The sequence below is a fragment of the Risungbinella massiliensis genome (genome assembly GCF_000942395.1).
Lineage (GTDB): Bacteria > Bacillota > Bacilli > Thermoactinomycetales > Thermoactinomycetaceae > Risungbinella > Risungbinella massiliensis.
The window spans coordinates 793,844-808,333 of the sequence record NZ_LN812102.1 but is presented as its reverse complement, the minus strand read 5'-3'; the positions used below and the strand labels follow the sequence as shown (position 1 = coordinate 808,333).

The following is a 14,490-nucleotide window of genomic DNA, read 5'->3' as shown; positions in this document are numbered from 1 at the left end:
AATAGTTTTCCTCCCTTTTCTCTGATAGCGGTTAAGATAGAGAAGCAGCCATATGGTTGTATTTTTTCATTAGGATCGAAGAAGCTTTTTTAACTTAACTGAAGGATGATGAAAAGGTGAATGTTTTAGTTATTCTTGCACATCCAAATCTGGAAAGTTTTAACCATGCCATTGTAAAAACGTTAGAAGCGAACCTAGTAGCACGAGGTCATGAAGTTATCATTCGTGACTTGTATCAAATGAATTTTCAACCAGTTTTAGAGAAAAGAGATTTTGATTGTCTACATGAAAACACAATCCCATCTGAAATTCAGCATGAACATGAGTTACTAGAAGGTGCGGATCTTGTTTTCTTTGTACATCCTACTTGGTGGATGGGTATGCCTGCTATATTAAAAGGGTATATCGATCGAGTTATGTTCTATATGTTTTCTAGAAAAGATCCACTCTATCAAGGTGGACACTTAAAAGGGAAATATGCTTACGTCATTCAGACTACTGGGGCAAAAGAGGAAACGCTTCAATCTGCCCGTCTAGTTGATAGCATGCAATTTATTCAAGATGTAGGAATCCTGGAGTTTATTGGTTTTAAAGTATTGGATCATAAATTCTTTTTTGACCCTTCTACTGCATCGGAAGGGACGAGAGAGAGCATGTTGCTAGAAGTAAAAGAAGCTTGCCATCAAATAGCGGATGCTTTGGTTGGAATACCTAGTTAATGTAGATTAGAAAGTATATATAATTAAAAACAGCCACCCTTCTTATTATGAAAGGTGGCTGTTTGTTCTTTATTACATGTATAAAACTATTTTTCCCGCTAGTTTTTGAACATAGCGAGCGATACTTTTGGATGAAAAAGATGAGATGGTTCGCCAAGCAATTCATTACATGAACCAATCTCAGGTAAATTTCCGTATGGGTAGCCGAAAGTCGATATACTCTTTTGGTGGTTATTTTACTTGTTTCGAAGAAAAATCATAATCGAAAAAATAGCTTACCTATAGTTTTCTATATAGGTAAGCTTTACATATCATCAGATGCCATCTAATTCTTGTAATTTTTGTTTTAGTCGCACGTTTTCTTTTCGTAATTTCTCGAATTCGGCTTCTACGTTCTCTACTTTCATTGGATCTTCCAATTCCGCGTCATATTGGTTAGTTTGCTTCGATTGGAAATTGCGGAAAGAACGTGAAACATCGCGCGAGCGAATTCTATGGGGATTATATCTACGCAAAAATTTCACTCCTTTCTTACCGTTATTATAAACAGATTTCGATCTCTTTGCCTACTTTTTCGACCAATTTCTTGGACGCCAGGATCTCTGTCGCTTTCTGGATATCTTCTGAGCCAATTCTATCTCCTGAAAGCTCTGGAATGTATGCTCTGAGCAAGTCATATGCGACTTGTGTGCCTTTGCCTAATCGTTTTGAACCAAACTCAATCGCTTGTGCGGCACATATATATTCTATCGCTAAAACTTTCCTTACATTTTGTAAAATTTGATGACATTTTTTTGTACCATATGCTCCCATACTAACATGATCTTCTTGATTTGCTGAAGAAGGGATCGAATCCACAGAAGAGGGATGGGCAAGTACTTTATTTTCTGAGACGAGTGAAGCAGCCACATACTGATAGATCATATAGCCAGAGTGTAATCCCCCTTTGGTCGTTAAAAAGGCGGGTAACCCACTTAATTGCGGATTCACAAGACGTTCTGTTCGTCGTTCCGAAATATTGGCGATCTCTGCCATTGCAATACTAAGAAAGTCTGCGGCTAGAGCTAGTGGTTGACCATGGAAGTTTCCTCCTGAGAGAACTTTTTCTTCTGATGGAAAGATCAAAGGGTTATCAGTGACCGCATTTAACTCCCGCTCCATGATAGATGCTACATAGTGAAAAGCATCTTTGGAGGCACCATGGACTTGAGGGATACAGCGTAAGGTATAGGCGTCTTGGACTCGGAGTTCTCCAGCCTTTGAGACTTCCCTACTATTTTGAAGCAATCGAAGGAGATTAGCTGCTGTCTGAATCTGCCCATTTTGCCCACGAACTCGATGAAGGAGTGGATCCATTGCATCGGGGATTCCATGTAAGGCCTCCATAGTGAGCGCACCAATAATGTCCGCTGCTAGGAGTAGATTATGAGCCTCTAAAATTACATTGGTGAGGTAACTTCCCATAAATTGGGTACCATTTATCAGTGCGAGTCCTTCTTTTGCTTTTAAGGTGAGTGGTTCCCATCCAAGCTGTTGATAAGCTTCCATTGTAGGTATTTGCTTGCCGTTAAAATGAACTTCTCCTAAACCGATAATGGGAAGAGCCATATGTGACAGAGGGGCTAGATCTCCTGAAGCACCCAGTGACCCTTGTGAAGGGACTACAGGATATAATCCTTCATTTAAAAATTGAACAAGTCTTTCCACGACGATCGGACGAACACCAGAATATCCTTGGATTAATGCTTGAATACGCAATAGTAGCATGCCTCTCACTATTTCAATGGGGATAGGCTCTCCTACTCCACAAGCATGGCTCATCAAAAGGTTGGCTTGTAGAAGGGACGCATCTTCTACTGGAATCACCTGATCACTAAATTTGCCAAAACCGGTGGTGATTCCATATACAACACGGCCTTCACGAAGACATTCTTCTACATATTGTCGGGATGCATTCATACGAACATAGACCTCAGGCGCTAATCGGATCGGGAGACGGTAGTTCACTATTTGCTCATAATCAAAAAAGGTAAGTTTCTGTCCATCTAGAATTATTTCTCGCATTTTTACCGTATCCTTTCCTATGTTATTTGGATAAAGAGACAAAGAAAAAGGAAGATCAGCATGTTTAACTGATCTTCCTTTTTCGGTTGAAATCATATTTCCATGTTCGTCCACGCCAAACACTCCTCTCATACATAAGATAGAAAAGAAGTTTTTAATAGAAAGGGGAAATGCTTGTGGCAGCTAGTAAAAACCTGGTGAAAAATAGTGATTTTCGGCAAGGTTTGGCACCTTGGAAAGGCTCCCAAATTCGAGTAGTCTCGAATCCTCTTATTAAAGGGGACTCAGCGCTTTTAATGAAAGCCTTATCGGGAGATGCGATTGTATCTCAACGACAACCATTTCTACCGCAGACGAACATGGCATACTATCTCTATTTTCGAGTGTTCAATGCGACTCCTCGTCAAGGGGATGCATCGCTACAAGCAGTAGTAGCTTATCAAGATGCCAACGGGAACAATCTACGGATTACTCCATTATTATTAGAAATCCCATCCACTAATACACCCAAATATCTGAATTATTATACCATTGTCCCACCTCCACCGAAAACTACCAGAAAGATATTAGTCGTATTTGTTTTGAAAAGTGGACTAATTTTATTGGACACTATTCGTCTTCTTGCTAGACCTGTAGGGAGTTGATCGATCAAAGCTGAAAGTAGATAAGTTTTGTTCTGTAAAATAGATCAAAAATTTTTTCAACATATAAGAAGGCAAGCGAACCCCTTGATCATCGGTCAATTAAGGAATGGTCGTCTAATTAGACGATTCTCAAAACAATTAATGATGAAGTAAGTTCGTTTGTCTTCCAAACTTTCACTATGATAAAATGAAGTCTATGAAAAGTTTTATGTTAGGGGGAACTGTTCATGCCAGCGCCGACGTCCAGCATGGAAGACTACTTAGAAAATATTTATAAATTAATAGAGACCAAAGGTTATGCGAGAGTCTCTGATATTGCGGAAGCGTTGGAAGTACATCCCTCGTCCGTGACCAAAATGGTGCAGAAATTAGATCAGAGTAGTTATTTGATTTATGAGAAATATCGCGGTTTGATGCTTACTCCTAAAGGGAAAAAGATAGGAAAGCGTCTTGTAGATCGTCATCATTTATTGGAGCAGTTCTTACGATTAATTGGTGTCCAGGAAGAGAACATTTATACGGATGTGGAAGGTATTGAGCATCATCTCAGTTGGGACTCCATCACATGTATAGAAAGCTTAGTCCAATTTCTTGAGAACAATCCAAAAATTGTAGAAGGTCTTCAAGAAGCTGAAGCAAAGGAAGCAAAGATTATCGAAGATATGTAATACTGTTAACCCTGGGATTTTCCTTGGGTTTTTTCATAGGATTAAATTTAGGAAAATAAAGTCATATATGAGGGGAGCAAAATGAGTTTATTAAACGCCTTAACGAGCAAAAAGCCAAAAATTGTACAGGGATTCAGTTTTATCAGAATTAACAGAATAAACAGTAATAATGAAATAGTAAAATTATTATCCACTAGTAAAAATCATAAATACCAATCATTACCGAAAAATATCACACGGATCTCCGTGTCCTATCATGCTTATAAGAGGTGGAACACAAGAGTTGGACCTCCTATTGAATATCGGTTGCTTAGTATCTTACTAAATCAACTATTACTAATTCCTGGTCGAATAAAATTAATTTCACCAACAAGGGGTATTATTGATTCAGATATAGTATTTATTTGCTCAGTAAAATCAAAAACTCTTTTAATCAAGACGTTCTATGGAAGAAGATCTTTGCAGCCTGCCATTTTAAATATAAAAGAATATCGATATACGAATCATGATACCTTAGCACTAGATGCCCCTCCTCATATAATAAAATCGCAGAAGTTGCCTATTTTACCTTCCCAATTTATCACTTTTAGGGGGAACATCACATTTTATGAGTTACAAAAATTTGATGTACACCATCATGATGATCAAGAAAAACGAACTTCTAATACATTATTCACTCTTAAAAAGACTGGAAAAATAAAGTCCAAATCAAAATCTACACTCATTGACCCAAGTGATTATAGGCAACCGCTATTAAACAATAATGTTCTTTTTATTCTAAGATTGTTAGGATACAAGGAATTTATTCTCAACCATTTAAAACATCATAAGCCGGAAAAAGTAGAGAGAGCAAAAAATCATGCAAAGAAAAAGAAAAGTTGAGTGAAGATTACTTCGGTAAATTCCCCTACAAACAGTCTTGTGGAATCCAAACAATATTTGTTTTTGGTGACATACGATAAGTTATGGAGCCTAATAAAAAAGGAGGAAACGAGATGTGGGCTGATGCGGTTTTTGAAGGTGGAGGGGTGAAAGGAATTGGATTGGTTGGCGCATTGTGTGTAGCGGAGAAAAAGGGCTATCAGTGGAAGAGAATCGCTGGAACCTCAGCTGGATCGATCATTGCTTCGCTGCTCGCTGCCGGGTATACAGGTGAAGAGCTTTATCAATTAATGTTGGAAAAAAGCTTTTCGGATTTCTTGCATGGGTCTTGGTATGATTTTATCCCATTTGTGGGACCTAGCCTCCGTATCTTGACTAGAAAAGGAATGTACCGCTCTGATCGAATAGAATCGTGGCTTAGCGATCTGCTTGCAGCAAAGGGAATACGGACGTTTGCAGACTTAAAAGAAAAAGAGCTACATATCGTAGTAAGCGATATTAGCAATGAGAGTCTACTTGTATTCCCGAAAGATTTGGATTCACTAGGATACGATCCTGGGGAATTCTCTATTGCCAAAGCTGTTCGAATTAGTTGTAATATTCCGTTTTTCTTTGAACCATTTCCTCTCTACAATCGGAAAAATGGCACCTATAATTATTTAGTAGATGGTGGATTACTAAGTAATTTCCCCATTTGGTTATTCGATGAAGAGCAACCACGTTGGCCTACTTTTGGTTTTCGCTTAATGGGGGAAAATACGGGGAAAGCACATCAAATACATGGTCCTATCAGTTTATTCAAGGCGATTTTTGAGACGATGATGGATGCTCATGATAACCGGCTGATCGCTAAAAAGGATGAGGCTCGAACGATCTTTGTACCTACTTTAGATGTGAAATTGACCGATTTTGATATTGATAAAGAACGCAGAGATGCCCTGTTTAAATCAGGTGTTCAAGCAGCCGAACTCTTTTTCAATCATTGGACCTTCGATTCTTATCTCGTAGCTAGAGGAAAGAAAAAAGGGGTGAATATTCAGATTGGTAATGAGAACAAGGAGGTGAGGTAGTGGAAAAGCGATTTCAATTTCTTTCTCATATAGAGCAGTTAGAACTACCCGAAGAAGTGAATGATTGGCTTCATTCAGAACGGAAAAAAAAGGGAGTTCATGAGTTTCAACATCAAGATCAAAATTATCTACTCATCTCATTGGGGATGCGACCTAATCCCGGGTTTCAAGCGGAGGTAGTGGAAGTAATAGAAAACCAAGAAGAGATCCAAATTAAAGTAGAGGAGAAAAAACCAGATCCGAATCGTATCTATCCTCAAATGGTAGTATATCCTTATGTTTTAGGAGCGAGTAGCGGGAAAGTCCAGATAAAGGTGAAAGACTGACTTTGAAACTATACACGTTTAAAAGTGTGGGAAATGACAATGCCTGTAACCAAAAAAGCCGCTTCTCTTCAACAGAGAGCGGCCTTTTTGGTTATTTATTCCCATCAATTACACGGAACTTACGATTCTTTTTGGCAGATACTTTCTTAACAGGCTGTTGTCGATAAACGACGGGGCCGACACTTACCAAGCGCTGTAGCCAAGTAGGTGGACGGTTGCTCCAATAGATGATCAATCCTAGAAATCCTAGTTGAATCATTGTACTCGTAGGGGAACCGATCAGATTCATGATGGCTCCTAAAGCTGCGAGAAGGAATAGGCTAATCTGAAAGGCTTTTTGGTTTCGAGAGAGGATGACTCTCATAAGATAGTTCCCTCCTCTTAAAGAATAGATAAACGCTTAAGAGACAAAAGCTGTTTGGTCCTTTTCTTGTTCGATATATGCCGCATCAAGTTCTCTCATACGGTCAAAAGCTGCAATGGCAACTTCTACCTGATCATCTTTTGGCTCACGAGTGGTCAGCTTTTGGAGCCAGAGACCAGGGTAACCTAAGTAACGCAAGATGGGGATATCTCGTACTTGATTAGTGATCCGCAAAACTTCATATGAGATACCTATTACTACTGGAAGCAAAATTAACCGAGTCCAAATACGATCCCATACATTATCGTATTGAAAAAAGGAATAGAGAACGACTCCAACGAGAACGGTAAAGATAATAAAGCTACTACCACAACGATAGTGTAGTGTAGATTGCTTTTGTACGTTCTCTACTGTCAATGTTTCCCCACTCTCGTAGGTGCTAATCACTTTGTGTTCTGCACCATGATATTGAAAAACCCTTTTTATCATAGGAGTTTGTGAGATTCCCCAAAGGTAGAGAAGGAGTAAGAGGATCTTGATCGCACCCTCTATCAAGTTTTGTAAAATGAGATTCTCCACATAGCGATCAAATAAAACACTAGCCAACCATGCTGGTAATGCAGTAAAGAGTACCTTCCCAAATACAAGAGAGAGAATCCCGACTACAGCAACACTAAGCCACATGAACCAATTAGAGCTGTTTGAATCTATTTCGCTTTGTGGTTCGTCATCGCCTTCATCTAGTTCGTATTTTTCGGATGCATATTGCATGTGTTTGGCACCTAGTGCACTTGATTCAATCAATGCAACTAATCCTCGTAAAATAGGAACTTTTTTAAGCGCTTGGACTAATCCATATGATTTTTTTTCCATTTCAAAAGTTTCGATGGAGCCATCTTTTCGACGAATTGCTGTTACTTGAGTATGTTGACCTCCGAACATGACTCCTTCGATGACGGCTTGCCCACCATAGGGAATGATTTTATTAGACAATTGAGTCACCATCCGTTTTATATAAAAGTTAGAACTTTATTTACTCTACCATAGTAGATGGAGTATGTTGTGCCTTATTGTGGTATTTCGACCGCTCAATGGTTTATCTGAATGGCTCATACTACAAACTTAACCCCTGGGACTCTTTTCTTTATTTATTTCTATTAAACTGCTCTCATTTAGTACACTTATTTTTAAAAAAAAGGACTAGCTAATTCTTTTCATTGTAACATAGTTGTACAATGGCGAGAGGGCAGAAAGTTGGATAGATTGTGTTACAATAATGTCAGGCTGCCGGAGGTGAATTGCTTGATTAGAGTGCTTGTGATCCATGGCCCCAACCTGAATTTGCTTGGACAGCGAGAGCCAGATATTTATGGTCATGAAACGCTTAACGAGATCAATGAGCGCTTGATGCAAATAGGTTCTATGCGAGATTGTGAAGTACATACCTTCCAAACCAATTCAGAAGGGGATCTGGTGAGTGCGATACAAGATGGTGGGCAGCATTTTCAATGTATTGTGTTAAATGCAGGAGCATATACCCATTATAGCTATGCTATACGGGATGCAATCTCAGCAATAACAGTTCCAGTAATAGAAGTACATATGTCTAATACCGCTGCACGAGAAGAGTTTCGCCATCAGTCTGTCATTGCACCAGTTTGCGAGGGTCAAATCCAAGGATTTGGTTCTCTTAGTTATGATTTAGCTCTAGAGGCGGCAATTGTGTTAAGCTCAGAACGTAACCAGCAAATGAAGAGGTGAAGGCAATGGGATACCGGCTGCAATTAGTACAACAAAAAATCCAAGAGACTCAAACCGAAGCATTATTGATCCACAGTGCGACGAATCGCCGTTATGTTAGTGGTTTTACTGGTTCAAGTGGGGTAGTAGTGGTTCTGCCTCAAAAGGCTTATTTCATTACAGATTTTCGTTATTTGGAACAAGCTAAAGAACAGGCTCCCAGTTTTGAATTAGTAGATGGTAGCAGTGGATTATGGCAAGCGGTTGCTCAGATTTGCCAAGAGAATCGCTTGAACTCGCTGAACTTTGAAGCAGATTTTCTCACTTTTTCCCAGCATGCAGCCCTCCAAAAGGCAATTGGAAATGTAACGTTAGATCCTATTTCTGGTTGGATCGAGAAATTACGCTATATTAAAGATGCCAATGAGCTTGCCTTAATTCGCCAAGCAGCATCCATTGCAGATCAGGCTTTTGAAGGGATTTTGCAAGTAATGCGCCCTGGACTTTCAGAGCGGGAGATCTCGCTACGTCTGGAGATGATGATGCGCGAGATGGGGGCAACAAGTTCTTCGTTTGATATGATTGTAGCTTCTGGTGTTCGTTCTGCATTACCGCATGGAGTAGCTAGTGAAAAGATTTTGGAAAAAGGCGATTTGGTTACACTAGACTTTGGAGCCCTTTATGAAGGATACTGTTCCGACATCACACGTACTGTGGTATTAGGTGAGCCTAATTCGCAACAAAAAGAGATTTATGATATTGTATTAGAGGCGGGAAAGCGCACGATCTCTGCACTTAGAGCTGGGATGACGGGGAAAGAAGCAGATGCCTGTGCTCGGGATTACATAAGTGAACATGGATATGGGGAAGCATTTGGACACAGCACGGGTCATGGAATCGGCTTGGAGATTCATGAGAACCCACGCTTGTCTAAAACGAGCGAGGATGTCTTGGAAAAAGATATGGTCGTGACGGTTGAACCAGGTATCTATCTCCCAGGTTTTGGTGGAGTGCGGATTGAAGATGATGTGCGGATTACGGAAAATGGTTGTGAAGTGCTCACCCATAGCCCTAAAGAGCTTATCTCGCTCGATTAGCGATTCAGGAGGATTTAACGGATATGATCAGCGTAAACGATTTTCGTACCGGTCTCACTATTGAATTAGATAATGATGTATGGCAAGTAATTGAGTTTCAACACGTAAAACCTGGCAAAGGTGCAGCGTTTGTACGTTCTAAACTGCGTAACCTACGTAATGGGAACATCCAAGAGCGTACTTTCCGTGCTGGGGAAAAAGTACCAAAAGCTCTCGTAGAAACTCGTCGTATGCAATACCTCTATGAAAGTGGTGGAGAGTATACTTTCATGGACAATGAAACATATGATCAAATTACGCTTCAAGCCGAGCGTCTAGAATATGAACTAAACTTCTTGCAAGAAAATATGGATGTTCAGATCGTAACCTACAAAGAGGAAACGATTGGGATCCAACTTCCAAATACGGTTGAATTAGAAGTAGTGGAAACCGATCCAGGAATCCGTGGAGATACGGCTACTGGTGGTAGTAAGCCTGCGAAATTAGTAACTGGTTTTGTGGTGCAAGTACCGCTATTCATCAATGTTGGGGATCGTCTCATTGTAGATACCCGAAGTGGTGATTATGTTTCTCGTGCATAGTTAGAATGGTCCTCTTGAGCAACAGTAGCTCAAGAGGATTTTTTTAGAAAGGACGTACCTAGATGAAGATTCGATCGATAGAACCAACACCTAGTCCCAATGTGATGAAGCTCAATCTGACGGAAAGTTTACCAGCTGGGACTAGTTATAACTACACAGCTACACAAAAAGACCAAGCTCCCCCGCACCTGCGTGATCTTCTGGCTATAGAAGGAGTCAAGGGGATCTTTCAAGTAATGGATTTTCTCTCTGTAGAACGGATGGCAAATGCAGACTGGGAAAAAATCTTGCCTGTTGTAACAACTGCTCTCGGCCAAGGTGGAGTGGCAAGTAGAGCAGGGGACCAAATAGATGAGTCATTTGGGGAAGTACAAGTCCAGATCCAGCGAGTCAAAGGAATTCCATTACAAGTGAAGTTAACTCAAGGGGATCAAGAAAAGAGATTTGGTCTGCCAGAACGTTTTCAAGAGGCGGTCTATCAAGTACAATCCGCAATTGAAAACCATATCTTCGATCGTAGATGGGTGGAGGAGAGTCCACGGTATGGAGAGATGGAATCAATAGGGGAACAAGTGGTGGAAGAATTAGCTGCTTCTTATACTGCAAAGCGTCTTCAGCAATTAGTAGAGAAAGCACTTCGACCAGAGAAAGATGTTGGGATTCCAAAATGGGCAGGAGAAGCAGTTGATAAGGCACTGGATCTCCCTGATTGGGAATCACGATTTGCGGCTCTTGATCAATGGGAACCAACAATCGAACATCTAAATGTTCTAGATAAAGCACTTTCTGATGAAAAGACGGCAATCAGACGACTTGCAGTAGTGAAGTTGGGGTATTTAGAGAGTGCGGAGATCATCCCATATTTAGAAAAGGCCCTACAAGATAGTTCAGCAGTCGTGCGGCGAACGGCTGGAGATGGGCTTTCTGATTTAGGTGATCCAATAGCTACACCAGCTATGTGTGAAGCCTTACAAGATCGGAACAAGCTAGTTAGATGGAGGGCAGCACGATTCCTCTATGAAGTAGGAGATGAGCGAGCATTGCCAGCTTTGAAGGAATCGATGGAAGATCCTGAGTTTGAAGTGCGCCTTCAAGTCCAAATGGCGGTGGAACGAATTGAGCGTGGGGAAGAAGCAAGCGGTACCGTTTGGCAACAGATGGCAAGAAGAAAAGAAGATAATACGGATTAAAAGACATGTATCCAATAAAAAGCACCTAAATTATTAGGTGCTTTTTAGAATGAGATTTTGTTTAATCATGCTTTCGACCTATTTTTCTTCCATTCTTCAGCCAATACTCCATAAACAACATGATCCACATAATGATCATACAGCCATTCTGCTTGTCTAATACATCCTTCTTGTACAAACCCTAATCTCTCCGGAATACTTCTACTTTTTTTATTCTCCACAGCAGCCCGAATTTCTACCTTATTTAGCTTTAGATCACGAAAAGCATAATCGGTTAGTGTTTTCGCTACTTTGGTCATGATACCGTTTCCTTGGAAGGCTTCTCCCAGCCAATAACCTATATATGCTGTTTTGTTTAACCAGTTTATATTGTTGTATCCTGCGGTTCCAACCACTGTTCCATTATATAAAATAACAGTGTGTAAACTCTGATTCTCGGCATAACTTTTTAAGCAACTTTTGATAAATTCTTTTGTATCTTCTACTTTCGTTGTAAAATCAACCCAAGGTAGCCACTGTTTTAAATAGTTTCTAGACCGATCAGTTAACTCAAAAATTTCTTGAGCATCATTCAATTCAATTAACTTTAAAGAGACTTCTTCATCAATTTTATGAGTAAACATAATATTTTCCCTCTATGTTGTTTTTCGATATCATATAACTATAATATAAAAAATTCAACTTCCTTCCAAAAACTCTGCTGATATTTTTACGGCGACCGGAACAAAACAGTCTATCTCTTATTTTTATGTATAGCTTGTTGCATTAATCCAAGTTAAACGTAGGCGCGCCGCCGGTTTTCCCGCTTCTGATCTGCTCCGGCTCCCTAGCGCTCATAGTCGCATCTCAAAAGGGGAAAACCTCTGGCTTAGGGCTAATTATGCAACATGCTCTATGTAGATTGCTATAATTCAACTTGTAGATAATCAAAAGGAGATGTTCTATTGTGAGACCAATCCAAAACATTTACTGTGTCGGACGTAACTATCGACTCCATGCTGAAGAACTAGGAAATGCTGTCCCAACTTCTCCTATGATTTTTTCCAAACCAACACATGCAGTGATAGTAGCGAATGGGCAGACCATATCCTTGCCAAGGAACTCAGGAGAAATTCATTATGAAGCGGAGCTAGTTTTACATATTGGCAAATCGTATCAACAAGGCATATCGGCAGAGGAACTGATTGATCAAATTTCTCTCGGGATTGATTTTACTCTGCGTGATGTACAAAGCAAGCTAAAATCAAAAGGGCACCCATGGCTTCTCGCCAAAGGATTCCCGAATGCTGCTGTTCTCACCGATAGTAGAGAATATCCAGGTATAGAGGCTCTTCAAGAAACCAATTTCGCTCTTCAAAAAAATGGTGAACGAGTCCAACAAGGGAATATCCAAGAAATGATTTTTGACTTCCAGACCATCGTCGATTTCATCGGAACCAATTTTGGTTTGGGAGAAGGAGATGTGATCTATACAGGTACACCAGCTGGAGTAGGGAAAGTGGAGAATGGAGATCACCTGCAACTAGTTTGGGGAGACGAAGAGTGGGGGAGTTTTACGGTCGAGATGTAGGATTGATCGTAAAAGCAAAACAAACCGATTTCTTTTCAATGGGAGGAGAAATCGGTTTGTTTATGTATGGGAACCCCAACAAAATAAGGGTTGCCTCTAGTACTTTCTTAGGAGATTGGTGTCCCATTTTGGACCTTCTCATCAGGTTGTAATAGTACCACATCGCCTTCTTCCTCTACACCTCCAAGTACTAATACTTCAGATGAAAAACCAGCAATTCGTCTTGGAGAAAAGTTTACGACTGCAACGACTTGCCGTCCAATCAACTGTTCTGGTGTGTATCTTCGGGTAATTTGTGCCGAAGAGCGTTTTATACCCAGCTCTCCAAAATCAATTTCTAATTTAATTGCTGGTTTTCGTGCTTCGGGAAATGGCGCTACTGTTATAACAGTCCCAATTCGAATATCGAACTTTAGAAAATCTTCTATCGTAGCCACAGTGTTACCTCCAGTGCTTTATTTAAGTAGGTGTTTATTTTTCCTTTCATTCTAGAACAAGCCCTTCCCAAATAGAGTGGCGGAGATGGGCTCCTTGTCTAATTCCCTCGCCCAAACAGAGAGTTGTCCGATATGATGTATTTCATGGGCAATGATATGGCGTATGATTTCGCCATGGGTGTATTGCTCACCCCAAGGCGCGTTTAGGATCTGCTTATCTTTTTCTTCGGACCAATCCGCTAAATATTCTGCTACTGTTGGATGAAATTGAGCAGACAATTCTCTTATCTTACTTAGGGATCGATAGTTTTCAAATGGCTCTTGAAAGTCAGGTTTCCCCTGTAGAATCAGAATCCAGCTGTACTCCACATCCACGATATGGAATAGGGTGCCAAGGATCGATTTTACTCCTCCAGTTCGTTCTTTTAGAAGTTCATCACTAGGTATTTTTTCGCACCAATCAAACCACTCTTCACGAATAAGCCAGTTATATTGAAAAAGTTTTAACAATAAAAATTCCTCCAATACTATCTAATAAACAGAACCATGTGATCTTCCGTTAAATATTGATCGTCTATTTTTAATGCACCTTTTTCTGTTCCGAAAACTTTAAAACCTAATGAAGTATACAGATTTTTCGCCTGCTCATTTTGGGAGACAACAGATAGATTAATTTTTGTTACTTCTTCTAAGCTTTCTGCTACTGAAATTGCTTCTGTTAGTAGTGCTTTTCCTATACCATGTTTACGATTTTTGGGAGTTACATACATCGCATAGATTGTGGCTCTATGACGTATTTTCACCGCTTGTTCTTGGATCAATGTTACTACTCCTACAAGTTTTCCCTGATCAAACGCCCCAAGGGTGAAGTTGCCTTTTGTGCTGAAATTGTTTCGCACTTGTTCTAAAGGGTTTTTTCTCATGATTGCATCTTCATAGCTTTGAGCAAAGGATTCTGGGTTTTGTTTCAATGCTTCTAGTCTCAAATCCCAATAGCTCTTTGCATCAGTAGGTGTTAGTAATCTGATTTCCATTTCTTTCCCTCCCGTTTATGTAATAGTAACATATTTGAACCTCCCCGACCTACGTTAATGCCTCAGTATTCAGGAAACTTGCGTAAACAGTTTGGTATGTTGTT

Annotated in this window: 19 protein-coding genes; 11 read left to right on the top strand and 8 right to left on the bottom strand. The window is 40.1% G+C overall.

The features are described 5' to 3' along the window. The first annotated feature begins 116 nt into the window (after positions 1-116). Positions 117-719, top strand: a complete 603-nt coding sequence (locus VJ09_RS04540) for an NAD(P)H-dependent oxidoreductase (RefSeq protein WP_044640437.1) — start codon at positions 117-119, stop codon at positions 717-719. A gap of 314 nt (positions 720-1,033) precedes the next feature. Here VJ09_RS04540 and VJ09_RS04535 read toward each other — a convergent pair whose 3' ends face one another. Further along, complete coding sequence (locus tag VJ09_RS04535; protein ID WP_044640436.1) at positions 1,034-1,234, bottom strand: hypothetical protein; 201 nt, start codon at positions 1,232-1,234, stop codon at positions 1,034-1,036. A gap of 25 nt (positions 1,235-1,259) precedes the next feature. Beyond that, complete coding sequence (hutH, locus tag VJ09_RS04530) at positions 1,260-2,783, bottom strand: histidine ammonia-lyase (RefSeq protein ID WP_044641591.1); 1,524 nt, start codon at positions 2,781-2,783, stop codon at positions 1,260-1,262. 176 nt (positions 2,784-2,959) lie between these two features. Here hutH and VJ09_RS04525 point away from each other — a divergent pair, with 176 nt between their 5' ends. The 5 genes from VJ09_RS04525 to VJ09_RS04505 all read left to right on the top strand — a co-directional run bounded on the left by VJ09_RS04525 (position 2,960) and on the right by VJ09_RS04505 (position 6,373). Then, complete coding sequence (locus VJ09_RS04525; protein WP_044640435.1) at positions 2,960-3,427, top strand: hypothetical protein; 468 nt, start codon at positions 2,960-2,962, stop codon at positions 3,425-3,427. 227 nt (positions 3,428-3,654) lie between these two features. Continuing rightward, positions 3,655-4,095 (top strand): transcriptional regulator MntR, encoded by a 441-nt coding sequence (mntR, locus tag VJ09_RS04520; RefSeq protein WP_044640434.1) that lies wholly within the window; start codon positions 3,655-3,657, stop codon positions 4,093-4,095. Positions 4,096-4,176: 81 nt separating this feature from the next. Further along, positions 4,177-4,977, top strand: a complete 801-nt coding sequence (locus VJ09_RS04515; RefSeq protein WP_044640433.1) for a hypothetical protein — start codon at positions 4,177-4,179, stop codon at positions 4,975-4,977. A 113-nt stretch (positions 4,978-5,090) separates the two neighbouring features. Next, positions 5,091-6,047 (top strand): patatin-like phospholipase family protein, encoded by a 957-nt coding sequence (locus tag VJ09_RS04510; RefSeq protein WP_044640432.1) that lies wholly within the window; start codon positions 5,091-5,093, stop codon positions 6,045-6,047. Further along, complete coding sequence (locus tag VJ09_RS04505) at positions 6,047-6,373, top strand: protease complex subunit PrcB family protein (protein WP_044640431.1); 327 nt, start codon at positions 6,047-6,049, stop codon at positions 6,371-6,373. Before VJ09_RS04510 ends, VJ09_RS04505 begins: the two co-directional genes overlap by 1 nt. A 91-nt stretch (positions 6,374-6,464) precedes the next feature. On the opposite strand, the gene VJ09_RS04500 is transcribed toward VJ09_RS04505, so the two are convergent. Both VJ09_RS04500 and VJ09_RS04495 read right to left on the bottom strand, forming a co-directional pair. Further along, positions 6,465-6,737, bottom strand: coding sequence for a hypothetical protein (locus VJ09_RS04500; protein ID WP_044640430.1), 273 nt, complete (start codon positions 6,735-6,737; stop codon positions 6,465-6,467). Between the two features lie 36 nt (positions 6,738-6,773). Continuing rightward, complete coding sequence (locus tag VJ09_RS04495) at positions 6,774-7,730, bottom strand: DUF1385 domain-containing protein (protein ID WP_044640429.1); 957 nt, start codon at positions 7,728-7,730, stop codon at positions 6,774-6,776. Positions 7,731-8,039: 309 nt separating this feature from the next. Between VJ09_RS04495 and aroQ the strand changes: the two genes are divergently transcribed. From aroQ to VJ09_RS04475, 4 genes are all read left to right on the top strand, one after another. Then, positions 8,040-8,498, top strand: coding sequence for a type II 3-dehydroquinate dehydratase (gene aroQ, locus VJ09_RS04490; protein ID WP_222704941.1), 459 nt, complete (start codon positions 8,040-8,042; stop codon positions 8,496-8,498). A 5-nt stretch (positions 8,499-8,503) separates the two neighbouring features. Next, a complete protein-coding gene (locus VJ09_RS04485; protein WP_044640428.1) occupies positions 8,504-9,574 on the top strand; it encodes a M24 family metallopeptidase in 1,071 nt (356 codons plus the stop codon). Positions 9,575-9,597: 23 nt separating this feature from the next. Beyond that, complete coding sequence (gene efp, locus VJ09_RS04480; RefSeq protein WP_044640427.1) at positions 9,598-10,155, top strand: elongation factor P; 558 nt, start codon at positions 9,598-9,600, stop codon at positions 10,153-10,155. A gap of 62 nt (positions 10,156-10,217) precedes the next feature. After that, on the top strand, positions 10,218-11,345 hold the full coding sequence (locus VJ09_RS04475) for a conserved virulence factor C family protein (RefSeq protein ID WP_044640426.1): 1,128 nt from the start codon (positions 10,218-10,220) through the stop codon (positions 11,343-11,345). Positions 11,346-11,410: 65 nt separating this feature from the next. Here the strand turns inward: VJ09_RS04475 and VJ09_RS04470 are convergent, their stop codons facing one another. Further along, on the bottom strand, positions 11,411-11,968 hold the full coding sequence (locus tag VJ09_RS04470) for a GNAT family N-acetyltransferase (protein ID WP_044640425.1): 558 nt from the start codon (positions 11,966-11,968) through the stop codon (positions 11,411-11,413). 323 nt (positions 11,969-12,291) lie between these two features. Between VJ09_RS04470 and VJ09_RS04465 the strand changes: the two genes are divergently transcribed. Further along, positions 12,292-12,915 carry a fumarylacetoacetate hydrolase family protein gene (locus VJ09_RS04465; RefSeq protein WP_044640424.1) on the top strand — a complete coding sequence of 208 codons (624 nt, stop codon included), beginning with the start codon at positions 12,292-12,294 and terminating at the stop codon, positions 12,913-12,915. Between the two features lie 107 nt (positions 12,916-13,022). Here VJ09_RS04465 and csaA read toward each other — a convergent pair whose 3' ends face one another. From csaA to VJ09_RS04450, 3 genes are read right to left on the bottom strand one after another with little or no spacing between them, the layout of a single operon-like run. After that, the gene (gene csaA / locus VJ09_RS04460; RefSeq protein ID WP_044640423.1) at positions 13,023-13,352 is read right to left on the bottom strand and encodes a chaperone CsaA; all 330 of its coding nucleotides are present in this window, start codon (positions 13,350-13,352) and stop codon (positions 13,023-13,025) included. Positions 13,353-13,403: 51 nt separating this feature from the next. Continuing rightward, on the bottom strand, positions 13,404-13,862 hold the full coding sequence (locus tag VJ09_RS04455) for a DinB family protein (protein WP_044640422.1): 459 nt from the start codon (positions 13,860-13,862) through the stop codon (positions 13,404-13,406). Positions 13,863-13,879: 17 nt separating this feature from the next. After that, positions 13,880-14,386: a GNAT family N-acetyltransferase gene (locus VJ09_RS04450; protein ID WP_044640421.1), complete on the bottom strand. Its 507-nt coding sequence runs from the start codon at positions 14,384-14,386 to the stop codon at positions 13,880-13,882. Positions 14,387-14,490: the final 104 nt, after the last annotated feature.

Coding starts and splice junctions, on each gene's coding strand:
- hutH (WP_044641591.1), bottom strand. CDS start 2,783: ATGCGAGAAATAATTCTAGATGGACAGAAACTTACCTTTTTTGATTAT.
- mntR (WP_044640434.1), top strand. CDS start 3,655: ATGCCAGCGCCGACGTCCAGCATGGAAGACTACTTAGAAAATATTTAT.
- VJ09_RS04515 (WP_044640433.1), top strand. CDS start 4,177: ATGAGTTTATTAAACGCCTTAACGAGCAAAAAGCCAAAAATTGTACAG.
- VJ09_RS04510 (WP_044640432.1), top strand. CDS start 5,091: ATGTGGGCTGATGCGGTTTTTGAAGGTGGAGGGGTGAAAGGAATTGGA.
- VJ09_RS04500 (WP_044640430.1), bottom strand. CDS start 6,737: ATGAGAGTCATCCTCTCTCGAAACCAAAAAGCCTTTCAGATTAGCCTA.
- VJ09_RS04485 (WP_044640428.1), top strand. CDS start 8,504: ATGGGATACCGGCTGCAATTAGTACAACAAAAAATCCAAGAGACTCAA.
- efp (WP_044640427.1), top strand. CDS start 9,598: ATGATCAGCGTAAACGATTTTCGTACCGGTCTCACTATTGAATTAGAT.
- VJ09_RS04475 (WP_044640426.1), top strand. CDS start 10,218: ATGAAGATTCGATCGATAGAACCAACACCTAGTCCCAATGTGATGAAG.
- VJ09_RS04470 (WP_044640425.1), bottom strand. CDS start 11,968: ATGTTTACTCATAAAATTGATGAAGAAGTCTCTTTAAAGTTAATTGAA.
- VJ09_RS04450 (WP_044640421.1), bottom strand. CDS start 14,386: ATGGAAATCAGATTACTAACACCTACTGATGCAAAGAGCTATTGGGAT.